The organism is Rehaibacterium terrae (assembly GCF_014202935.1).
Taxonomy (GTDB): Bacteria; Pseudomonadota; Gammaproteobacteria; order Xanthomonadales; family Xanthomonadaceae; genus Rehaibacterium; species Rehaibacterium terrae.
The window spans coordinates 94,609-116,580 of the sequence record NZ_JACHHX010000008.1 but is presented as its reverse complement, the minus strand read 5'-3'; the positions used below and the strand labels follow the sequence as shown (position 1 = coordinate 116,580).

Sequence of the window (21,972 nt, the reverse complement as noted above, 5' to 3'; positions counted from 1 at the left end):
AAAGCGCCGCTTCGGTGGCGGGCCGTGCTGGCCATCCTCCACTCGCTCTGCAGAAAGGTGGCGGTATCTCGCCACAAAGCCCTCCCCATGAGGAGGAGCGAGCGAAGCGCCGCCTCGGTGGCGGGCCGTGCCGGCCATCCTCCACTCGCTTTGCAGAAAGGTGGCGGTATCTCGCCACAAAGCCCTCCCCCTGAGGAGGAGCGAGCGAAGCGTCGCTTCGGTGGTGGACGGAGTTTGCCTTTGCTGCCCTCGCCGTCGGAGGAAGTGGCGACGCATCTCTTGAAGCCCTCCCCCTCAGGGGGAGGGTTGGGTGGGGGTGGTGTCGCGGCTGACCACTCCCGATTCCCATGCCCGATTCCCGGCCCGTCAGAACGCCGCGTCGAAGGTGACCTCGCCCTGCACGCCGACCTGGTAGGCGGAGACGCGGCGCTCGAAGAAGTTGGTCAGCTCCTGCACGTCCTGCAGGTCCATGAAGGCGAACGGGTTGCCGGCACCGAAGCGGGCCGGCAGGCCGAGCTGCTTCAGGCGCAGGTCGGCGACGTATTCCAGGTACTGCCGCATGTCGCGCAGCGACAGTCCGGCGACGCCGCCGGAGAGCACGTCCTCGGCAAAGCGGTATTCGCAGTCCACCGCCTCTTCCAGCATCCGCACGATGTCGTGCCGCAACGCCTCGTCGAACAGCGCCGGCTCCTCCTCGCGCACGACCCGGATCACCTCGAAGGCGAAGGCCATGTGACCGCTCTCGTCGCGGAACACCCAGTTGGTGCCCGAAGCCAGGCCCGGCAGCAGCCCGCGCGAGCGCAGGTAGTAGACGTAGGCGAAGGCGGCGAAGAAGAACAGGCCCTCGATGCAGGCGGCGAAGCAGACCAGGTTGAGCAGGAACTGCCGCCGCTGCGCGCCGGTCTCGATGCGCTGGAGGTTCTGGATGGAATCCATCCACTTGAAGCAGAACTCGGCCTTGCGGCGGATCGAGGGGATGTTCTCGACCGCGGCGAAGGCGCGCGCGCGCGCCTCCGGCTCGGGCAGGTAGGTGTCGAGCAGGGTCAGGTAGAACTGCACATGCAGCGCCTCCTCGAACAGTTGCCGCGAGAGGTACATGCGCGCCTCCGGGGCATTGATGTGCTGGTAGAGGTTGAGCACCAGGTTGTTGGCGACGATCGAGTCGCCGGTGGCGAAGAAGGCCACCAGCCGCTCGATCAGGTGCCGCTCGGCCGGGCCGAGCTTGTGCCTGAGGTCGTTGACGTCGAGCGAGAAGTCGACCTCCTCGACGGTCCAGGTGTTGCGGATCGCGTCGCGGTACATCTCGTAGAACTGCGGATAGCGCATCGGCCGCAGGGTAAGGTCGAAGCCGGGGTCGAGCAGACGAGAAACGAGTGAGGAGGAGTGAGAAACCAGGATGGGTACGTTGGTCGTGACAATGGAGGTCATATGCATTACCGGAATACGGAAGTATGGAAACGCGCCATGGAGGTTGTACGCGAGGTGTATCGACTGGTGCCGCGCCTTCCGCGCGAGGAGTTGTACGGTGTACGGTCACAAATGACACGTGCGGCCGTATCGGTGGCCTGCAACATCGCCGAAGGGTGGACACGGGAGGCCACGAGAGACAAGGCCCACTTCCTCGCCATCGCCCATGGTTCGGCGGCGGAACTGGAAACCCTGCTCACGCTCTGCGAGCAGGTCGGCTGGTTCCCCGAACGGGAAAGCCGTTCCATGCGCAATGCCATCGATGAAGTCAGCAGGATGCTCACCGCACTCAGACGTCGGCGCCGCGAATCTCCCGAGAAGACGGCACGGTCAGGACGAAAAGCGCAGGCGTGATGTGAGCGGGCCGGACGGACGTGACCGGCCTGCCCGGCGCTTTTCTCTCGTTTCCCACTCCTCCTCACTCGTGGCTCCCCACTCGCCTACTGGCAGGCCTCGCAGGCTTCGGGGTTCTCCAGCGAGCACACCACCGCGGCGGTGTCGCTGACCGTGGCCTTGGCGATGCGGGTGGCCGGGCGCGAGCGCAGGTAGTAGGTGGTCTTGAGGCCGCGCTTCCAGGCGTACATGTACATCGAGCTGAGCGCGCCGATGTTCGGGTTCTCCATGAACAGGTTGAGCGACTGCGCCTGGTCGATGAAGGCGCCGCGCTCGGCGGCCATGTCGATCAGCGACCGCATCGGGATTTCCCAGGCGGTGCGGTAGACGGCGCGCAGCTCGGCCGGGATGGCTTCGATCGACTGCACCGAGCCTTCCGCCAGCTTGATGCGGTCGCGCAGCTCCGGCGTCCACAGGCCGAGTTTCTTCAGCTCCTCGACCAGGTAGCGGTTGACCTGCAGGAAGTCGCCGGACAGCGTCTCGCGCTTGAACAGGTTGCTCACCTGCGGCTCGACGCATTCGTAGCAGCCGGCGATCGAGGCGATGGTGGCGGTCGGCGCGATCGCGATCAGCAGCGAGTTGCGCAGGCCGTGACGCGCGATGCGCGCGCGCAGCGCATCCCAGCGCGCCGGCTGCTCCGGGGTCACGCCCCAGGCATCGAACTGCAGCTCGCCGGCGGCGGCGCGGGTGTCGGCGAAGGCCGGGTGCGCGCCCTTCTCCTCGGCCAGCTCGCAGGAGGCCTGCAGGGCGTGGAAATAGATTTCCTCGGCGATGCGCCGCGACAGCGCGCGCGCCTCGGGCGCGTCGAACGGCAGGCGGCGGCGGAAGAACACGTCCTGCAGGCCCATCACGCCCAGTCCCACCGGCCGCCAGCGCAGGTTGCCGCGGCGCGCCGACTCGATCGGGTAGAAGTTGAGGTCGATGACGCGGTCGAGCTGGCGCACCGCCAGCCGCACGGTCTCGGCCAGCTTGTCGAAGTCGAATTCGCCGTCGTCGTCGAGGTGGCGGGCGAGGTTGATCGAGCCGAGGTTGCAGACGGCGGTTTCCCCGGCCGAGGTGACTTCGAGGATCTCGGTGCACAGGTTCGACAGGTGCACGACGTTGCCCGGCTTCGCAGTCTGGTTGCAGGCGCGGTTGGCCTTGTCCTTGAAGGTCACCCAGCCGTTGCCGGTCTGGGCCAGGGTGCGCATCATCCGCGCGTACAGCTCGCGCGCGCGCACCTGGCGCTGCGCCAGCCCGCGCGCCTCGGCCTGCTCGTAGGCGCGCTCGAAGGCCTCGCCCCAGAGGTCGACCAGCTCCGGCACCGTCTTGGGATCGAACAGCGACCACATCGCATCGGCCTCGACCCGGCGCATGAACAGGTCGGGGATCCAGTTGGCGAGGTTGAGGTTGTGGGTGCGGCGCGCCTCGTCGCCGGTGTTGTCGCGCAGTTCGAGGAACTCCTCGATGTCGGCATGCCAGGGCTCCAGATACACGCAGCAGGCGCCCTTGCGCTTGCCGCCCTGGTTGACCGCGGCCACCGAGGCATCCAGCGTCTTCAGCCAGGGCACGATGCCGTTGGACAGGCCGTTGGTGCTGCGGATCAGCGAGCCGCGCGAGCGCACGCGGCTGTAGGACAGGCCGATGCCGCCGGAGAACTTGCTCAGCATGGCGACGTCGGCATAGCGCTGGTAGATCGCCTCCAGCGAGTCGGCCGGCGAGTCGAGCAGGAAGCAGGAGGACAGCTGCTCGTGGGTCGTGCCAGCGTTGAACAGGGTCGGCGAGCTGGGCAGGTAGTCGAGCTCGGCCATGCGCCGGTACAGCGCCAGCGCCTCGTTGACGTCCTCGCTCAGCGCGCAGGCGATGCGCAGGAAGAACTGCTGCGGGGTCTCGATGACCCGCCGCGTGCCCGGATGCTTGAGCAGGTAGCGGTCGTACAGCGTGCGCAGGCCGAAGTACTCGAAGCGCCGGTCGAGCGCCGGATCGAGGGCGTCGTTGAGCTTGCGCGCGTGCGCCTGGACGAAGCCGAGCAGGCGCTCGCCGATCAGGCCCAGTTCGTGGCCGCGGGCGATCGCCTGCGAGAAGGCGTGGATCTCCTGGCCGGCGACCTCCTTGGCGATCACGTTGGCCAGCAGGCGCGCGGCCAGCCGGCCGTACTCGGGCTCCTCGGCGGTGAGCAGGGCGGCGGTGCGGATCGACAGCTCGTCCAGTTCGCGGGTGCTGGCGCCGTCGTACAGGCCGGAGATGGTGCGGGTGGCGATGCGCATCGGATCGACCGCGTACAGACCATCGCAGCAGCGCTGGATGGCGCGCAGGATCTTGTTGAGGTCGACCGGCTCGCGGCGGCCGTTGCGCTTGGTGACGGTCATGCCGCCGGCGTGCGGCGGTGGGGTCAGTTCGAGACGGGGCGCGGTGCCGGGGCGGGCGGCATCGGCCGGGGCGGTGGTGGTGGTCATGGCGACTTCCTGCGGTGTCGCACGTGGCGCGGCCCGTCCCTCGCAGGACCGCGGACACGGGAACACGGCAGGATGCGGACGCGCACGCGGCGCGCGGCATCCGGTCGCGCCCCCGCGGGCGCCGGAGCTTCCGGGAGGAAAGGGACGGACGCAGGCCGGCCGCGGACGGGCAGGCATCGCGTCCGGCCGCCTTTCCCGCGAAAGGTCCTTCAGCCGGGACCGCGCGTTCGTGCGGCGCGCGGCTGTTGGCAGGTCTTCGGGCTCAGGGACGCGAGGCGGTCGCCTCACCTACCGGCCGGGCTTCCCAGGATCCAGGATCCCAGTGCCATCGACGGCTTTCGTTTCCCAATACCGCTGCGGGGCAGCGCCGGAGTCTCACCGGCTTCCCTTTCAATCCCGGCCGATCGATGACCGGGAACCAACGGGCCACAACTTATCGGGGTCGGACCGGCCGGTCAACACGAGATGTTGGGGGTGATTCGCCCCGGCTGGCCCCTACCTTCGGCCGTGAGGCTCTGCCTAGAATGCGCCATGCCCTTCAAGGACCACTTCTCCGGTCACTCCAGCGCCTATGCCGCGGCGCGGCCGAGTTATCCGGGGGAGCTGTTCGCCTGGCTGGCGGCGCAATGCCGCGAGCACGCGCTGGCCTGGGATGCCGGCTGCGGCAATGGCCAGGCGGCCGTCGCGCTGGCGGCGCACTTCGCCCGGGTCCACGCCACCGACCCCAGCGCCGCGCAGATCGCCGCCGCCACCGCCCATCCGAAGGTCGAGTACCGCACCGAGGCTGCCGAGGACTGTTCGCTGCCCGATGCCTGCGCCGACCTGGTGACGGTGGCGCAGGCGCTGCACTGGTTCGACCTCACGCGCTTCTACCCGCAGGTGCGCCGGGTGCTGAAGCCGGGCGGGGTGATCGCCGCCTGGACCTACGGCCTGTCGAGCGTGTCGCCGGGCGTGGACGCGGTCTTCCACAAGCTCTACGAGGGCCGGCTGGGGCCGTACTGGCCGGCCGACCGCCGCCATGTCGAGACCGGCTACCGCGACCTGCCGTTCCCGTTCGCGCCGCTGCCGGCGCCGCCGGCCTTCGAGATGGTCTGCCTGTGGACGCTGCGCCAGTACCTGGCCTATCTGCGCACCTGGTCGGCCAGCCAGCGCCACCTGCAGGCCACCGGCTTCGACGCCGTGGACGCGGTGGCGGCCGAGATGGCCGAGGCCTGGGGCGACCCGCAGCAGCGGCGGCCGGTGCGCTGGCCGCTGGCGATCCGCGCCGGGCGGGTGGGGTGAGGGCTTGAACCGGAAACCGGAAAAAGCATCCGTAGCATCGTCATCCCGGCGCAAGCCGGGATGACACGGATGGCCCCGGCTGCGACCACACCTGCCGCGCCTGCGCCAAGGACACGCGTCCGCGCAGGTCCGGCGCGGCGCGCGCCGGGCCGACTGTCCCCCTGGCGCAACGCTGTGTGTGCCGTGCATCCGTTTCGCCGCCGGCGTGGCGGCGCGACAATGGCTTCGCGGTCCGCCGCTCCCTCCCCCGCTCCGGTGTCCTCCCCTGACACCACGTGGACCGCCCAACGCCCCGGCTCCCCCCAGCCGGGGCGTTTTCTTTTCCTCCGCGCCCGGCGGGCGGTTTCGCCGACCCTCAGGTGCCGCGCGGCTTGGCGCGGTGGGTGGCGGTGGCCGTCCACGGGTCGTCCGGCCACGGGTGCCTGGGGTAGCGGCCCTTCATTTCCTTCTTCACTTCCGGGTAGGTGCGCTCCCAGAAGCCCTTGAGGTCCCGGGTCACCTGCAGCGGGCGGCCGGCGGGCGAAAGCAGGTGCAGGGTCAGCGGCACGCGGCCGTCGGCGATGCGCGGGGTGTCGGCGAGGCCGAACAGCTCCTGCAGCTTGACCGCCAGCACCGGCGCTTCGCCATGGCGGTACTCGATCGGGCGCGCCATGCCCGAGGGCACCGTGATCCGCACCGGCGCGAGCTGGTCGATGCGCTGGCGCAGGTGCCAGTCGATGCCGGCTTTCAGCGCCTCGGCCAGTTCGTCCGCGCCGAGCGCGTCGAGCCGGGTCTTGCCGGCCAGCGCCGGCTTGAGCCAGTCCTCGAGCGTGGCCAGCAAGGCCTCGTCGCCGAGATCGGGCAGGCCGAGCTCGGGCAGCCACTCGCGCAGGCAGCGCACGCGCTCGCGCCACTGCGCCAGCGAGTCGCTCCACGGCAGCGCGTCGAGGCCGAGCTGGCGCACGGCATCGACCAGCGCGTCGGCGTAGCGCGCCGGGTCGGGCCGGGCCAGCGGTTTGGTTTCCAGCACGATGCGGTCGAAGCGGCGCTCGCGCACGGCCGCGATCCCGCGCCGCTGCGCGTCCCAGATCACCCGGTCCTCCTCGACGAGGCGGTTCGGGAAGTCGCGTTCCAGGCGCGCCTGGTCGAGCGGCGCGGCGCGCAGGATCAGGCTGTCGCGCTCCTCGAGGCGCAGCTCGCTGGCGACCAGCCACGGCTCGCCGTACAGGGCGCTGTCGTCGAACAGCCGCGCGCTGCGGCCGTTGGCGAGCTGGTAGCGGCGCGGATCGGCCGGGTGCTGGCGGGCGATGCGGTCGGGGAAGGCGTGCAGCAGCAGGTCGCCGAGCCGGTGCGCGGGCGCGTCGGCGGGCGGCGGCGTATCGATGCGCAGGCGGCGCCGCCACTGCTTCGCCGCCTGGTCGATGGCGGCGAGCGCCGCGCGGCTCGCTTCCGCCGGCACGCGGCCGGCACGGTATGCGGCCAGCGCCTGCCAGCGCGCGGCCCAGTCGTCGCGACGGCTGCCGCGCAGCGGGTCGCGCGCCTCGACCAGGGCGGCGAGGTCGCAGGCGAGGGCGCGCTCGGCGGCGTCCTCGGGCGCGAGCAGCATCGCCGCCAGTCGCGGATGGGTGCCGAGCGCGAGCAGGCGGCGGCCGAAGGCGGTGATCGCGCTGCCGTCGAGCGCGCCCAGGCGCTGCAGCAGTTCGCGCGCCGAGGCCAGCGCGCCGGGCGGCGGCGGGTCGAGGAAACGCAGGTCGGCCTCCCCCCACGCCGCCAGCTCCAGCGCCAGCGCGGCCAGCTCGACCTGGTGGATCTCGGCGCGCCGCGCCGGCTCCAGCCGCTGCGATTCCGGCCACAGCCGATAGCACCAGCCTTCCGCGACGCGGCCGGCGCGGCCGGCGCGCTGGTCGGCCGAGGCCTGCGAGATGGCGACCGTTTCCAGCCGCGAAAAACCGGAGTTGGGGTCGTAGCGCGGCTCGCGCGCCAGCCCCGAATCGATCACCACGCGCACGCCGGGCAGCGTCACCGAGGATTCGGCGACGTTGGTGGCGAGCACGATGCGGCGGCGGCCGTCGGGCGCCGGCTGCAGCACGCGGGTCTGCTCCTCCACCGGCAGATCGCCGTGCAGGGGGAGCAGCTCCTGCCGGTCTTCCCCGAGCGCGCCCGCCAGCACCTTGTGCGCCTGCGCGATCTCGCGCTGGCCGGGCAGGAACACCAGCAGGTCGCCCGGGTGCGCGGCGAGCGCGTGCTCGACGCAGCGGCGCAACTGCGCCTGCCACGGCTCGTCGCGGCGGGCGGGGAAGTGGGTGAGGGTGACCGGGTGACCGCGGCCTTCGGAGCTGAGCCGCGGCGCGTCGAGGAAGCGTGCCAGCCTGTCGCCGTCGAGCGTGGCCGACATCACCACGATGCGCAGGTCCTCGCGCAGCTGCGCCTGCACGTCGAGCGCCAGCGCCAGACCGAGGTCGGCGGACAGATGGCGCTCGTGGAACTCGTCGAACACGAGCGCGCCGACGCCGTCGAGCGTCGGGTCGTCCTGGATCATGCGGGTGAGGATGCCCTCGGTGACGACCTCGATGCGGGTCGCCGCCGACACCTTGCTCTCGAACCGGATGCGGTAGCCGACCGTCTCGCCGACGGCCTCGCCGCGCTGTTTCGCCATGAAGCCGGCCGCCGCACGCGCGGCGACCCGGCGCGGTTCCAGCATCAGCACACGGCGCCCGCCCAGCCACGGCGCGTCGAGCAGCGCCGGCGGCACCCGGGTGGTCTTGCCGGCGCCGGGCGGGGCTTCCAGCACCAGCCGCGGATGCGCGGCGAGGCTGCGCAGGATGTCCGGCAGCAGCGGGTCGATGGGAAAGGCGGGGGAATTCACGCGCGCAAGGATACCCGCGCGGCTGCGGTACACTGCGCGCCCTTCGGAATCCCGATGTGCAGGAGCGGCGTGAGCCGCGACCGGCGACCCGACCCCATGCAACTGATCGACATCGGTGCCAACCTCGGCCACGAAAGCTTCCAGCACGACTTCGATGCCGTGCTCGCGCGCGCCCGCGCGCACGGCGTGGTGCAGATGGTGGTCACCGGCGCCAGCCGCGGCGGCTCGGCACGGGCGCTGGAGATCGCGCAGGCGCACGCCGGTTTCCTGTACGCCACCGCCGGCGTGCACCCGCACCACGCCATCGAGTACACCGACGAGGCCGACGCCGAGCTGCGCGCGCTGCACGCGCACCCGGAGGTGGTCGCGGTGGGCGAGTGCGGGCTGGACTATTACCGCGACTTCTCGCCGCGCCACGCGCAGCGGCGCGCGTTCGAGCGCCAGCTCCAGCTCGGCGTGGACACCGGCAAGCCGCTGTTCCTGCACCAGCGCGACGCCCACGCCGACTTCATGGCGGTGATGAGGAACTTCGACGGCCGGCTTGGTCCGGCGGTGGTGCACTGCTTCACCGGCACGAAGGAAGAACTCTTCGACTACCTCGACCAGGGCTGGCACATCGGCATCACCGGCTGGCTCTGCGACGAGCGCCGCGGCCTGCACCTGCGCGAGATCGTCAGGCACATCCCCGCCGAACGGCTGATGATCGAGACCGACGCGCCCTACCTGCTGCCGCGCACGGTGCGGCCGCAGCCCTCGCACCGGCGCAACGAGCCGATGTACCTGCGCCACATCGTCGAGGAACTGGCGCGCGACCGCGGTGAGCCGGTGGAAGTCACCGCCGCCGCGACCACCGCCACGGCGCGGGCGTTCTTCCGCCTGCCCGCGCCCTGAGCGGATCGCGCGTCAGAGCACGCGCACGCCCATCGCGTCGAACGCGGTCAGCAGCGGATGCGCAAACGCGCGGTGTCGATGCGCCGGGCGGTGTCTTCTCATCGAGGCGGCTTCAGCCGCGACCCGGCGTGAGCCTCCGGCGCACGACGGCGGCGTTCCTGCCACTGCAGGCCGCAGGTCAGCTGCGCAGGCCGACGCCGCGCTGCAGCAGCCTCAGGCCCAGCCAGCCCAGGCCGGCCACGAAGGCCAGCATCACCGCGTAGGCGGTGGCCAGCGGCACGTCGCTGACGCCGAGCAGGCCGTAGCGGAAGGCGTTGACCATGTACAGGATCGGGTTGAGGTAGCTGACCTGCTCGGCCCAGTCCGGCAGCAGGCTGACCGAGTAGAACACGCCGCCGAGGTAGGTGAGCGGGGTGAGGATGAAGGTCGGCACGATGGCGATGTCGTCGAACTTCTTCGCGTACACGGCGTTGACGAAGCCGGCCAGCGAGAAGATCGTCGCACCGAGCAGCACGGTGGTCAGGGTGACGAACGGGTGCGGGATGCTCACCCGGGTGAACAGCATGGCGATGGCCAGCACGATCGCGCCGACCATCAGGCCACGCAGCACCGCACCGGCGACGTAGCCGCCGAGGATGACGATGTCGGGCAGCGGCGCCACCAGCAGCTCCTCGACGTGGCGGCCGAACTTGGCGCCGAAGAACGAGCTGGAGATGTTGCCGTAGCTGTTCTGGATCACGCTCATCATCACCAGCCCGGGGACGATGAAGTCCATGTAGTCGAAGCCGCCCATCTCGCCGATGCGGCGGCCGATCAGGCTGCCGAAGATCAGGAAGTACAGCGTCATGGTGATCGCCGGCGGCACCAAGGTCTGGCCCCAGATGCGCAGGATGCGCATCACCTCGCGGCGGACGATGGTGTACAGCGCGATGAGGTTTTCGCGGGTGTGCGCGCTCATGCCGCCTTCTCCGCGTTGCTGCCGGTCAGGCGCACGAACAGCTCCTCCAGTCGGTTGGACTTGTTGCGCATCGAGCGCACCCGGATGCCGGCCTCGCCGAGCGCGGCGAAGATGCGGTTGAGATCCATCGCCCGCGGCATGTCGACTTCCAGCGTGTGGTCGTCGACGGCGACCAGCTTCGCGCCCTCGACGTGCGGCACGGTGCTGGTCAGCGGCAATTCCAGGTCGAGCACGAAGCTGTCGATGTCGAGTTTGGCCAGCAGCGCCTTCATCGGCCCGTGCTCGATGATCCGGCCGTGGTCGATGATGGCCAGGTTGCGGCACAGGCTCTCGGCTTCCTCCAGGTAATGCGTGGTGAGGATGACGGTGGTGCCGGCCGCGTTGATCTCGCGCAGCAGCTTCCACATGCCGCGGCGGATCTCGATGTCGACGCCGGCGGTGGGTTCGTCGAGGATCAGCAGCCTGGGCCGGGTCATCAGCGCGCGGGCGATCATCAGCCGCCGCTTCATGCCGCCCGAGAGGGTGCGCGACATGGTGTGCGCCTTGTCCCAGAGCTGCGCGCGCTTGAGCTCCTGCTCGGCGCGGGCGCGGGCCTCCGCGCGCGGGATGCCGTAGAAGCCGGCGTAATTGACCAGGATGTCGTAGGGCTTCTCGAACATGTTGAAGTTGATTTCCTGCGGCACCAGACCGAGCAGGCGCTTGGCCTCCTGGCGCTGCGCGAACAGGTCGACGCCGAACACCCTCACGCTGCCGGCGCTGGCGTTGACCAGCGAGCTGACGATGCCGATCAGGGTGGACTTGCCGGCGCCGTTGGGGCCGAGCAGGGCGAAGAAGTCGCCGGGCGCGACGCTCAGAGAGATGCCCTTGAGCGCCTGGGTGCCGTTGTCGTAGGTCTTGCGGAGGTCGACGACCTCCAGGGCGGGTTGCTGGGACATGGAAGCCGGTCGGTGACGGGTCGAGTGCTTCGACGCAAGGCGGCCAGTATATCGGCCGCCTGCCATGCCGATCCGGGCGGAACACTGCGTTTCCCGGGCGCCGCGCCCCTGCGGCCGACGGCCTGGCCGGCTAAACTTGGCGCCCGGACGCGGCGCTGCCGCCGTCCGCCCCCGAAGGAGTCGCCGTGCCCGTCCACTTTCCGCTCAAGCTGGTGTCCAGCCGCATGCTGGCGCCGACCGTCCGCCACCTGGTGTTCACCCGCGACGACGGCGCGCCGCTGGACTTCATCCCGGGCCAGTTCCTGCAGGTGCATTTCAGCTACGCCGACGGCACCCCGACCAAGCGCAGCTACTCGATCGCCAGCGTGCGCAACGGCGCGGCGCACGCCGACGATCCGATCGAGATCGCGGTGAGCTACGTGCCCGGCGGCGCCGCCACGCAGCTGTTCGAGCGGCTGCAGGAAGGCGATCGCATCGAGGCCAGCGGCCCGTTCGGACGCTTCTGCCTGATGCCCAACGACCACAACCGGCGCTACCTGCTGATCGCCACCGGCACCGGCGTGACCCCCTACCGCGCGATGCTGCCGGAGCTGAAGCGGCAGATCGAAGCCCGCGGCATCAAGGTGGTGTTGCTGTTCGGCGCGCGCTCCCCGGTGGAGCTGCTCTATGGCGACGAGTTCGCCGCCTTCGCCGAGGCCACGCCCGGCTTCCGCTTCGTGCCCTGCTACAGCCGCGAGCTGCCGGCGACCCCGCGCGCCGACGACCGCCGGGGCTACGTGCAGGAGCATCTGGCCGAATTCGCGCCGGATGCCGAAGGCGACATCGCCTACCTGTGCGGCAACCCGAACATGGTCGATGCCTGCTTCGAGGCGCTCAAGAGCCACGGCCTGCCGGTGCCGCACATCCGCCGCGAGAAGTACGTCAGCTCGCGCTGAGGGCGGAAATCCGAAAGCACTCGGGAACACCGTCATCCCGCACCCCGGCGCAAGCCGGGATGGCGGCAAGTCATGCCGTCCCCGACCCGCCGCCGGCCTCTGGCAGAATGCGGTGCTTCGAGCGCTGCAACCGTCGAGGGAGATCGATGCGCAAGACCATCCTGTGCCTGGCGCTGCTGGCCGGGCTGCCGCTGGCCACGCAGGCCCGCACACTGGGCTCGCTGGTGTTCTCGCCCTGCACGCTCACCGCACCGCTGAGCGCGGCCTCGGTCGAAGCCCAGTGCACGACGCTGGAGGTGCCCGAGAACCACGCCGCCCCCGAGGGCCGCAGGATCGCCCTGGCGATCGCCTGGATTCCGGCCGAACGCGACGCCGCGCCGGACCCGGTGTTCATGCTCGCCGGCGGCCCCGGCCAGTCGGCACGCGAGACCTATCCGCAGGCCGCCGCCGCCTTCGCCGCCACCCGCCGCAACCGCCATCTCCTGCTGGTCGACCAGCGCGGCACCGGCGGGTCCCACCGCCTGGCCTGCCGCGACGAGGAAGGCCGCAGCGCTATCACCGACGAGGCCACGCCCGAAGCCGGCCAGGCCTTCGCCGAACGCTGCCGCGACGAGCTGCAGGCGCATGCCGACCTGCGCTTCTACACCACCACCGACGCGGTCGCCGACCTCGACGCGGTACGCGCCGCCATCGGCGCGGAGACGATCAACCTGGTCGGCATCTCCTACGGCACCCGCGTGGCCCAGCAGTACGCGCGCCGCCACCCGCAGCACACCCGCGCCCTGGTGCTCGACGGCGTGGTGCCGAACACCCTGGTGCTGGGCAACGAGCACGCCCGCAATCTCGAGGCCGCGCTCGACCTGCACTTCGCCCGCTGCAACGACGACGCGCTCTGCCGCGAGCGCTTCGGCGATCCGCGCGAGCTGCTCACCGCCCTGCTGCGGCGGCTGGGCGAGGCCTCGGTGCCGGTGAGTTACCGCGACCCCAACACCGGCGAGCTGCGCAGCGAGGACTACACCCGCGGCCACCTCGCCGGGCTGGTGCGGCTGTACAGCTACATCCCGATGGCGGCGGCGATGCTGCCGCTGCTGCTGCACGAGGCCGAGCAGGGCCGGCTGGAACCGCTGGCCGCGCAGACCCGGCTGATCGTCAGCCAGCTCAGCGAACAGATCATGCACGGCATGCAGCTGTCGGTGATGTGCACCGAGGACGCGCCCGGCTTCACCACCGACCCGGCCGATGCCGGCAGCGTGCTCGGCGCCGAGTTCATCGAATTCGCCCGCGCCCAGTGCGCGGTGTGGCCCAGCGGCGACAAGCCGGCCGACTTCAACCAGCCGCTGACCGGTGAGGTGCCGGCGCTGCTGCTGTCCGGCGAGCTCGACCCGGTCACGCCACCGCGCTATGGCGAGGAAGTGGCCGCCACACTGCCCAAGGCCCGCCACCTGGTGCTGCGCGGCCAGGGCCACAATGTGCTGCCGATCGGCTGCACGCCGCGGCTGGTGGCGCGTTTTCTCGACACCCTCGACGCCAAGGGACTCGATGCCACCTGCCTCGACACGCTGCCCTACACGCCGCCGTTCGCGGGGTATTACGGGTGGGAGCCTTAGGGGGCCTCGTGCATACCGCTGCCCGCGTCGGCTCCGGCCGCGCCGTCATGCCCCCACACCCCCGGCGCGGCGTTGCCGCGCCGCCCCCTCACTCAGGGGGCAGCTGCCGCTCGCGTCCGACACGCCATCCGCACCCGTGTGACGCCCACTCCGGCCAGCGGCGAGGAATGCCTGCTCCCGAAACGACGGAAGGATTGAAGACACCCGGCGAAGCCGTGCGCAGGATGCGCCTCGTGCATACCGCTGCCCGCGTCGGCTCCGGCCGCGCCGTCATGCCTCCACACCCCCGGCGCGGCGTTGCCGCGCCGCCCCCTCACTCAGGGGGCAGCTGCCGCTCGCATCGCGGCGCGCCCTCGCCACGCCCGTGCCGTCCACTTCGGCGCACCGTCTTGAGCTCGCCCCTCATGGAACCGGGAACATGATCGAAGCTTCCGACCTGCACAAATCCTTCAAGACCAAGGCCGGCGTGGTACGCGCCGTCGACGGGATGAGCTTCGTCGCCCGCGATGGCGAGATCACCGGCCTGCTCGGCCCCAACGGCGCCGGCAAGACCACCACCCTGCGCATGCTCTACACGCTGATGCGGCCCGAGCGCGGGCAGGTGCGCGTGGACGGGCTGGATGCCTGCCGCGACGCCACGGCGGTGCGGCGCCGGCTGGGCGTGCTGCCGGACGCGCGCGGCGTGTACAAGCGGCTGACCGCGCGCGAGAACATCGCCTACTTCGGCCGCCTGCACGGGCTGGATGCGGCCACCATCGCTCGGCGCACCGAGGCGCTGGCCGCCGCGCTGGACATGCACGACATCCTCGACCGCCAGACCGAGGGCTTTTCGCAGGGCCAGCGCACCAAGACCGCGATCGCCCGCGCCCTGGTCCACGATCCGAAGAACGTCATCCTCGACGAGCCCACCAACGGCCTGGACGTGATGACCACCCGCGCCATGCGCGGCTTCCTGCAGCAACTGCGGCGCGAGGGCCGCTGCGTGATCTTCTCCAGCCACATCATGCAGGAGGTAGCGGCGCTGTGCGATCGCATCGTCATCGTCGCCCACGGCCGCGTGGTCGCCGCCGGCAGCGCCGACGAGCTGCGCGCGCAGGCGGGCGCGGACAACCTGGAGGACGCCTTCGTCAAGCTGATCGGCTCCGAGGAGGGCCTGCACGCATGAACGCCCTGCTCACCGTGATGCTCAAGGAGCTCAAGGATCTGCTGCGCGATCGCCGCACCGTGATGATCTCGCTGCTGATGGGTCCGCTGCTGGTGCCGGCGCTGATGATGGGCATCGGCTCGCTGGCGCACAAGCGCATCACCACCCAGCTGGAGAAGCCGCTGGAACTGCCGGTGGTCGGCGCCGAGCACGCGCCCAACCTGATCGACTGGCTGCGCGGGCAGAACGTGCGGATCGTGGATCCGCCGGCCGAGCCCGAGCGCGCCATCCTCGACCAGAAGCACGACCTGATCCTGCGCGTGGCGGAGGACTTCGGCGAGCATTGGCGGCGTGGCCTGCCGGCGACGCTGGAGATCCTTCACGACAGCTCGCGCCAGGATACGCAGATTCCGATGCAGCGCCTGCAGCGCATCCTCGACCAGTACCGGCAGACGGTCGGCAGCCTGCGCCTGCTGGCGCGCGGCATCAACCCGGCGGTGGCGCAGCCGGTGCTGGTCGCCCCGCGCGACCTGTCCACGCCCGAGTCGCGCAGCGGCCAGGTGGTCGGCGGCATGATGAGTTACCTCCTGATCCTGTTCGCCTTCCTCGGCGGCGCCTACCTGGTGATCGACACCACCGCCGGCGAGCGCGAGCGGCAATCGCTGGAACCGCTGCTGGCCACGCCGGCCCCGCGCGGCGCGATCATGAGCGGCAAGATCGCCGCCGCCTGCGTGTTCGGCGTCGCCGGGCTGCTGCTGATGCTGGTCGCCTTCAAGCTCAGCGCCGAGTTCGGGCCGAAACTGCCGATCCGGCTGGATGTTTCCGCGCTGGGCATCGCCAAGCTGCTGCTGGTCCTGCTGCCGATGGTGCTGCTCGGCACCACCCTGCTCACCCTGATCGCCGCCAGCGTCAAATCGGTGAAGGAAGCGCAGAGCTACATGAGCGTGCTGATGCTGCTGCCGGTGATCCCCACCGTGGTGCTGCTGATCAACCCGGTGAAGTCGCAGCTGTGGATGTTCGCGGTGCCGTTCCTGGCGCAGAACCAGATGATCCTGCGCATCGCCCGCGGCGAGGAGATCGCCGCGCAGGAGTGGGGCGTGTACCTCGCCGCCGGCTTCGGCGCCGGCGCCCTGCTGTGGCTGATCGCCGCGCGCCTGTACCACCGCGAGAAGCTGGCGATCTCGGGCTGAGCGCCGAGCCTTTGCCGGACGGACGAAGGGCCGCGACGTGCGGCCCTTCGCTTTCTTCGGCCCGGGCTCGCCCTACTTGCCGATGCAGAACGAGGCGAAGATCCGTCCGAGCAGGGCGTCGGCGCCGAGCCGGCCGGTGATCTCGCCGAGGGCGTCCTGGGCCAGGCGCAGTTCCTCGGCGGCGAGTTCGCCGGCGCCGGCGGCGAGTTGGGCGGCGGCGAGGGCGAGGTGTTCGTCGGTGCGGTGCAGCGCGTCGAGATGACGCTGGCGGGCGCTGTAGGCGCCGGCGCTGCCTTCGCCGAGGCCGGCGGCGTCGCGCAGTTCGGCGCGCAGGGCCTCCAGACCCTCACCGGTGCGGGCCGACAGCCACAGGTGAACGCCGTCGGCGCGGACCTCGCGGCGCGCGGGTTCGCCGACGAGATCGCATTTGTTGTGCAGCCACAGCGTGCGCGGCACGATGGTGAGGTCGGCGGCGACGGCGGCGCGGCCGGCAGCGGGTTCGCGGGCGTCGAGCACGGCCAGGGCGAGGTCGGCGCGCGCCAGTTCGGCGCGGGCGCGGCGCATGCCCTCGGCCTCGACCGCATCGCCGCTCTCGCGCAGGCCGGCGGTATCGACCAGGGTCAGTTCGATGCCGTCGATGCGCACCGCCTCGCGCAGCAGGTCGCGGGTGGTGCCGGCGATGTCGGTGACGATGGCGCGCTCCTCGCCGGCCAGCGCGTTGAGCAGCGAGCTCTTGCCGGCGTTGGGCGGACCGACGATCACCACGTGCAGGCCGTCGCGCAGGCGCACGCCGCGCTCGGCGCCGGCGAGCAGGTCGGCCAGCCTGGCCTGGGTGTCGGCGAGGCGCCGGCGTACTTCGTCGCCGGAGAGGAAGTCGATCTCCTCCTCGGGGAAGTCGATCGCCGCCTCGATGTAGACGCGCAGGCCGGTGAGCGCCTCGAACAGCGCCTCGACGCGCTGCGAGAAGGCGCCGTCGAGCGAGCGCCGCGCGGCGCGGGCGGCGGCCTCGCTGCCGGCGGCGACCAGGTCGGCGACGGCTTCGGCCTGGGCGAGGTCGAGCTTGCCGTTGAGGAAGGCGCGCTCGGTGAATTCGCCGGCCCGCGCCGGCCGCGCGCCGAGCGCGCAGCAGCGCGCGACCAACGCCGCCAGCACGTACGGGCTGCCGTGCGCCTGCAGCTCGACCACGTCCTCGCCGGTGTATGAATGCGGGGCGCGGAAGGCGAGCAGCACGCCGTCGTCGATGACCTGGCCGTCGCCGTCGCGGAAGTGCGCGTAGGCGACCCGGCGCGGCGCCGGCTCCACGCCCGCGATCGCCCGCGCGATGGCGAACGCGCGCGGACCGGACACGCGCACGATGCCGACCCCACCGGCACCTGGCGCGGTGGCGATGGCGGCGATGGTGTCGGCGGCGTCGGTGGTCGGGATGGTGTTCACGCGGCGCATCCTCGCAGAAGTCGGCGCGGGCCGCAGTGGCCGAAACGACGAGGCCCGCGTCATGCCGGCCTCGCGCATACCGCTGTCCGCGTCGGCGCCGGCCGCGCCGTCATGCCTCCACACCCCCGGCGCGGCATTGCCGCGCCGCCCCCTCACTCAGGGGGCAGCTGCCGCTCGCGTCCGACACGCCATCCGCACCCGTGTGCCGCCCACTCCGGCCAGCGGCGAGGAATGCCTGCTCCCGATGCGATGGAAGCATTGAAGACCCCCGGCGAAGCCCTGCGCAGGATGGGCCTCGTGCGTGCGCTTGGGCGGCAGCGGTCAGGCCTTGGCCGGCGACTTGCCCTGCTGCCCATGGCGCTTGGTGATGACCCATTGCTGGGCCAGGCCGAGCACACCGTTGGTGGTCCAGTACAGCACCAGGCCGGCGGGGAAGAAGGCGAACAGCACGCCGAAGGCCAGCGGCATGATCTGCATGATCTTCTTCTGCACCGGATCCATGCCCGGGGTCGGCGACATCTTCTGGGTGAGCCACATGGTGGCCATGTTCAGCGCCGGCAGGATGAAGTAGGGGTCACGGTCGGTCAGGCTGTGGATCCAGCCGATCCACGGCGCGTGGCGGATCTCGACCGACTCCAGCAGCACCCAGTACAGCGCGATGAACACCGGGATCTGCACCAGGATGGGCAGGCAGCCGCCCATCGGGTTGATCTTCTCCTTCTTGTACAGCTCCATCATCGCCATCTGGAACTTCTGGCGGTCGTCGCCATAGCGCTCCTTGAGCGCTTCGATGCGCGGCTGCACGGCGCGCATCTTGGCGAAGCTCTTGTACTGGGTTTCCGAGAGCTTGTAGAAGGCCAGCTTGATCAGCACCACCAGGCCGATGATCGCCCAGCCCCAGTTGCCGAACAGGCGGTACAGCTTGTCCAGTACCCAGAACAGCGGCTCGGCCAGGATGGTGAAGATGCCGTAGTCGCTGGTGCGGTCCAGGCCCGGCGCGACCGTCGGCAGCACCGACTGCAGCTTGGGGCCGACCCACAGCCGCGTCTCGACCTGGCCGCTGCCGCCCGGCGCCACGCTCAGGGCCGGGCCGACGCTGGTGATGCGGTAGATCGGCGCGCCCGGCTGGCCGGCGCTGGCCAGCGAGAAGGTCGCCGTGGCCTCCGCCGGCGGGATGCAGGCGGCGAAGAAGTGGTGCTGCAGCATCGCGATCCAGCCGCCGCTGGCCTGGCGGTTGAGCGGGGCCTCGGACGCGAACTTGTCGAACTTGATCTTGTTGAACTTGTCCTGCGGGCTGTACCAGGCGGCGCCGGCGAAGCTGTAGGCCTCGGGGTTGGTGAAGCCCGAGCGCACCTGCGGCGGTACCCGCTGCAGCTGGCAGTAGGCGGCGCCGGTCCAGGCGGTCTCGCCGGCGTTGCTCACCTCCTCGCGCACGCCGAGCACGTAGCTGCCACGCTCCAGGGTGAACACACGGCGCACGCTCAGGCCGCTGTCGTGGGTCCAGACGAAGGGCAGCTCGATGCGCCCGGCGCCGTCGGCCAGGGCGTAGTCGCGGCCGCCGTCGGCGGTGCGGAACGGCGCCTCGTGGCTGGGCTTGATCTCGCTGTTGCTGGTCAGGCCGAACTGGGCCACGAAGTAGCGCCCCGGCTCGGGCGACAGCAAGCGCACCGGCGGGGAGGCGGGGTCGGCAGTCTGGCCGTAGGCCAGCAGTTCGGCCGACAGCAGGGTGCCGCCGCGGGCGTCGAATTGCAGCCGCAGCACGTCGGTGGTGAGGGTGACCACGCCCTGCGGCGCGGCGGTGGCGGGCGCGGCGGCGCCCGGCACCTCGCCTTCCGGCCTCGACGGCTCGACCGCGACCATGGCCGGGATGCCGTCGGCAGCGGGCACGCCGCCGTCCACGCCGCCCGGCACGGGCTCGGTCGGCGTCGGCGCCTCCCGACGGGGCGCGGCGGTATCCCGGGTCCAGGCCTCCCAGATCAGGAAGGCGACGAACAGCCAGGCTATCAGCAGGAAGGTGCGGGTCTGATTCATCGGGCAGGGTCTGCGGCGGGCAAGGCGCGCGCCGCGATCAGGAGTCGGAGGAGGGGGGCGCCAGCGCGTCGGCGGCATCCGGCGTCGAGGCCGGCATTGTGCCGCCCGCCTCGCCAGGCTTCAACGACGGGCAGCGCGCGAACAGCCGCCGCAGCTCCTCGCGAACCGCGGCGGCGTTGCCGGCGCGCAGCGCCGCCGCCGCCTCGCGCTTGGCCACCAGCACGTAATCGCCCGGTGCCAGTCCGGGGGCGGCATGGCGGAACACCTCGCGCGCCAGCCGCTTGATGCGGTTGCGCACCACCGCGCGCAGGTCGACCCGCCGCGACACGGACACGCCGAGCCGCGCCCGGCCCGCGGGGTGCGGGCGGACATGGAGGCGGAAACAGGTGCCGTGTAGGCGGCGGCCTTCGGCGAAGGCGGCCTGGAACTCGGACGGCTGGCGCAGACGGGCGCTGCGCGGAAAGGAGAACGTCGGCGCGGCGGGATCGGTTTCGATCATGCGCGGTGGGCTCGCGCCGCCGGGATCCGCGCCGGCGGCGTTCGCCGCCGGCGGAATGCGGATCGGATCAGACCGCCAGGCGCTTGCGGCCGCGGGCGCGGCGGCGGGCCAGGATCTTGCGGCCGTCGGCGGTCTTCATGCGGGCGCGGAAGCCGTGGTCGCGCTTGCGCTTGAGATTGCTGGGCTGGTAGGTGCGCTTGGTGGCCATGGCGGCACTCTGTCGGTTTTTGGCGGAAAAGACCGCAAATCATAGCGGCCACCCAGGCACGACGCAAGCAAGACGGCATTGGCAGCCGTGCGGGGCGACGGTTAGACTGCGGGGCCATCTTGCCGAGCCATCGCGGCGCGCCTCGACGCCGCGGACGATCACCTCGTGTCCATCGACTCCGCCTGGCCCCGCTGCCTCGAACGCCTGGAAGCCGAACTGCCGGCCGAAGAGGTGCACACCTGGCTCAAGCCGTTGCAGGCCGACGCCCAGGCCGACGGGCTCACCCTGTACGCGCCGAACGCCTTCGTGATCGAAACGGTGCGCAGCCGCTACCTGGCGCGCATCCGCGAACTGATCGCCCATTTCGCCGGCGCCGCCCTGCCGGTGACGCTGGAAGTGGGCGCGCTGCGCCGCGCCGCGCCGGCTGCGGCCGCCGCCAGTAACGGCAACGGCGGCATCACGGCGTCCGCGCGCGCCGCGGCCGAGCCGTTCAACGGCAACCTCGATCCGCACTACACCTTCGACAACTTCGTCGAGGGCCGCAGCAACCAGCTCGGCCGCGCCGCCGCCTGGCAGGCGGCGCACAAGCCAGGCGACCGTGCACACAACCCGCTGCTGCTGTATGGCGGCACCGGGCTGGGCAAGACCCACCTGATGTTCGCCGCCGGCAACCAGATGCGCGCCAACAACCCGGGCATGAAGGTGCTGTACCTGCGTTCGGAGCAGTTCTTCAGCGCCATGATGAAGGCGCTGCAGGAAAAGGCGATGGACCAGTTCAAGCGGCAGTTCCACTCGGTGGACGCGCTGCTGATCGACGACATCCAGTTCTTCGCCGGCAAGGACCGCACCCAGGAGGAGTTCTTCCACACCTTCAATGCGCTGTTCGACGGCAAGCAGCAGATCATCCTGACCTGCGACCGCTACCCGCGCGAGGTGGAGAACCTGGAGCCGCGGCTGAAATCGCGCCTGGCCTGGGGTCTGAGCGTGGCGATCGAGCCGCCGGACTTCGAGACGCGCGCGGCGATCGTGATCTCCAAGGCCGCCGAACGCGGCATCGCCCTGCCCGAGGAGGTCGGTTACCTGCTGGCCAAGCGGATGCGCTCGAACGTGCGCGACCTGGAAGGCGCGCTCAACACGCTGGCCGCCCGCGCCAACTTCACCGGCCGGGCGATCACCGCCGAGTTCGCCCAGGAGACGCTGCGCGACCTGCTGCGCGCGCAGCAGCAGGCGATAAGCATCTCCAACATCCAGAAGACCGTGGCAGACTACTACCAGCTGCGGGTGGCGGACCTGCTCTCCAAGCGGCGCACGCGCTCGCTGGCGCGGCCGCGGCAGATGGCGATGGCGCTGGCCAAGGAACTCACCGAGCACAGCCTGCCGGAGATCGGGGATGCCTTCGCCGGACGCGACCACACCACGGTGCTGCATGCCTGCCGGGTGGTGCGTGAACTGCTGGAAGCCGACGGCAAGCTGCGCGAGGACTGGGACAAGCTGATCCGCAAACTCACAGAGTGACCGGGACGAGCTGTGGACAAGTTGGGGACGCCGCGCAGGCCACCGATTTATCCACAGGTCTTCCCCAAGCCGGCAGGGCCTGCTCCACACGCTTTGCCCTTCCATAAAAACAATCAGAAACAAAAACTTAGGCGAGTTGTCCGGTGGGTTTCGCGACCACCATCACCACCACCGGATACAAATATCCAACATCGGGATTAGGGG

At 70.9% G+C, this 21,972-nt stretch carries 17 protein-coding genes and 1 riboswitch; of the genes, 8 read left to right on the top strand and 9 right to left on the bottom strand.

Annotation, left to right across the window (positions count from 1 at the left end; genetic code table 11):
- Positions 1-366: 366 nt before the first annotated feature.
- The gene (locus tag HNQ58_RS07320; RefSeq protein ID WP_246417153.1) at positions 367-1,326 is read right to left on the bottom strand and encodes a ribonucleotide-diphosphate reductase subunit beta; all 960 of its coding nucleotides are present in this window, start codon (positions 1,324-1,326) and stop codon (positions 367-369) included.
- A 102-nt stretch (positions 1,327-1,428) separates the two neighbouring features.
- On the opposite strand from HNQ58_RS07320, the gene HNQ58_RS07315 reads away from it, so the two are divergent.
- Positions 1,429-1,821 carry a four helix bundle protein gene (locus tag HNQ58_RS07315; RefSeq protein ID WP_221301200.1) on the top strand — a complete coding sequence of 131 codons (393 nt, stop codon included), beginning with the start codon at positions 1,429-1,431 and terminating at the stop codon, positions 1,819-1,821.
- Positions 1,822-1,907: 86 nt separating this feature from the next.
- Here the strand turns inward: HNQ58_RS07315 and HNQ58_RS07310 are convergent, their stop codons facing one another.
- Positions 1,908-4,295, bottom strand: a complete 2,388-nt coding sequence (locus HNQ58_RS07310) for a ribonucleoside-diphosphate reductase subunit alpha (protein WP_183948253.1) — start codon at positions 4,293-4,295, stop codon at positions 1,908-1,910.
- Between the two features lie 230 nt (positions 4,296-4,525).
- Positions 4,526-4,733, bottom strand: a riboswitch (cobalamin riboswitch).
- Between the two features lie 93 nt (positions 4,734-4,826).
- Between HNQ58_RS07310 and HNQ58_RS07305 the strand changes: the two genes are divergently transcribed.
- Complete coding sequence (locus HNQ58_RS07305) at positions 4,827-5,576, top strand: class I SAM-dependent methyltransferase (RefSeq protein ID WP_183948252.1); 750 nt, start codon at positions 4,827-4,829, stop codon at positions 5,574-5,576.
- A gap of 355 nt (positions 5,577-5,931) precedes the next feature.
- On the opposite strand, the gene hrpB is transcribed toward HNQ58_RS07305, so the two are convergent.
- Positions 5,932-8,421, bottom strand: a complete 2,490-nt coding sequence (gene hrpB / locus HNQ58_RS07300; protein ID WP_183948251.1) for an ATP-dependent helicase HrpB — start codon at positions 8,419-8,421, stop codon at positions 5,932-5,934.
- Positions 8,422-8,517: 96 nt separating this feature from the next.
- Here hrpB and HNQ58_RS07295 point away from each other — a divergent pair, with 96 nt between their 5' ends.
- A complete protein-coding gene (locus HNQ58_RS07295) occupies positions 8,518-9,312 on the top strand; it encodes a TatD family hydrolase (protein WP_183948250.1) in 795 nt (264 codons plus the stop codon).
- A 178-nt stretch (positions 9,313-9,490) separates the two neighbouring features.
- On the opposite strand, the gene HNQ58_RS07290 is transcribed toward HNQ58_RS07295, so the two are convergent.
- Both HNQ58_RS07290 and HNQ58_RS07285 read right to left on the bottom strand, forming a co-directional pair.
- On the bottom strand, positions 9,491-10,270 hold the full coding sequence (locus HNQ58_RS07290) for an ABC transporter permease (RefSeq protein ID WP_183948249.1): 780 nt from the start codon (positions 10,268-10,270) through the stop codon (positions 9,491-9,493).
- Positions 10,267-11,205 carry an ABC transporter ATP-binding protein gene (locus HNQ58_RS07285; protein ID WP_183948248.1) on the bottom strand — a complete coding sequence of 313 codons (939 nt, stop codon included), beginning with the start codon at positions 11,203-11,205 and terminating at the stop codon, positions 10,267-10,269. The genes HNQ58_RS07290 and HNQ58_RS07285 overlap by 4 nt, the downstream gene beginning before the upstream one ends.
- A gap of 185 nt (positions 11,206-11,390) precedes the next feature.
- Here HNQ58_RS07285 and HNQ58_RS07280 point away from each other — a divergent pair, with 185 nt between their 5' ends.
- The 4 genes from HNQ58_RS07280 to HNQ58_RS07265 all read left to right on the top strand — a co-directional run bounded on the left by HNQ58_RS07280 (position 11,391) and on the right by HNQ58_RS07265 (position 16,081).
- Positions 11,391-12,140, top strand: a complete 750-nt coding sequence (locus tag HNQ58_RS07280; protein WP_183948247.1) for an FAD-binding oxidoreductase — start codon at positions 11,391-11,393, stop codon at positions 12,138-12,140.
- 146 nt (positions 12,141-12,286) lie between these two features.
- On the top strand, positions 12,287-13,747 hold the full coding sequence (locus HNQ58_RS07275) for an alpha/beta hydrolase (protein WP_183948246.1): 1,461 nt from the start codon (positions 12,287-12,289) through the stop codon (positions 13,745-13,747).
- A 418-nt stretch (positions 13,748-14,165) separates the two neighbouring features.
- Positions 14,166-14,912, top strand: coding sequence for an ABC transporter ATP-binding protein (locus HNQ58_RS07270; protein ID WP_183948245.1), 747 nt, complete (start codon positions 14,166-14,168; stop codon positions 14,910-14,912).
- A complete protein-coding gene (locus HNQ58_RS07265; protein WP_183948244.1) occupies positions 14,909-16,081 on the top strand; it encodes an ABC transporter permease in 1,173 nt (390 codons plus the stop codon). Before HNQ58_RS07270 ends, HNQ58_RS07265 begins: the two co-directional genes overlap by 4 nt.
- 72 nt (positions 16,082-16,153) lie before the next feature.
- Here the strand turns inward: HNQ58_RS07265 and mnmE are convergent, their stop codons facing one another.
- From mnmE to rpmH, 4 genes are all read right to left on the bottom strand, one after another.
- Positions 16,154-17,524: a tRNA uridine-5-carboxymethylaminomethyl(34) synthesis GTPase MnmE gene (gene mnmE, locus HNQ58_RS07260; RefSeq protein WP_183948243.1), complete on the bottom strand. Its 1,371-nt coding sequence runs from the start codon at positions 17,522-17,524 to the stop codon at positions 16,154-16,156.
- Between the two features lie 312 nt (positions 17,525-17,836).
- Entirely contained in the window at positions 17,837-19,546 is a 1,710-nt protein-coding gene (gene yidC / locus HNQ58_RS07255) for a membrane protein insertase YidC (RefSeq protein WP_183948242.1), read from the bottom strand.
- 37 nt (positions 19,547-19,583) lie between these two features.
- Positions 19,584-20,045: a ribonuclease P protein component gene (rnpA, locus tag HNQ58_RS07250; protein ID WP_183948241.1), complete on the bottom strand. Its 462-nt coding sequence runs from the start codon at positions 20,043-20,045 to the stop codon at positions 19,584-19,586.
- A gap of 67 nt (positions 20,046-20,112) precedes the next feature.
- Entirely contained in the window at positions 20,113-20,253 is a 141-nt protein-coding gene (rpmH, locus tag HNQ58_RS07245) for a 50S ribosomal protein L34 (RefSeq protein ID WP_183948240.1), read from the bottom strand.
- 171 nt (positions 20,254-20,424) lie between these two features.
- Between rpmH and dnaA the strand changes: the two genes are divergently transcribed.
- Positions 20,425-21,768, top strand: coding sequence for a chromosomal replication initiator protein DnaA (dnaA, locus tag HNQ58_RS07240; protein ID WP_183948268.1), 1,344 nt, complete (start codon positions 20,425-20,427; stop codon positions 21,766-21,768).
- Positions 21,769-21,972: the final 204 nt, after the last annotated feature.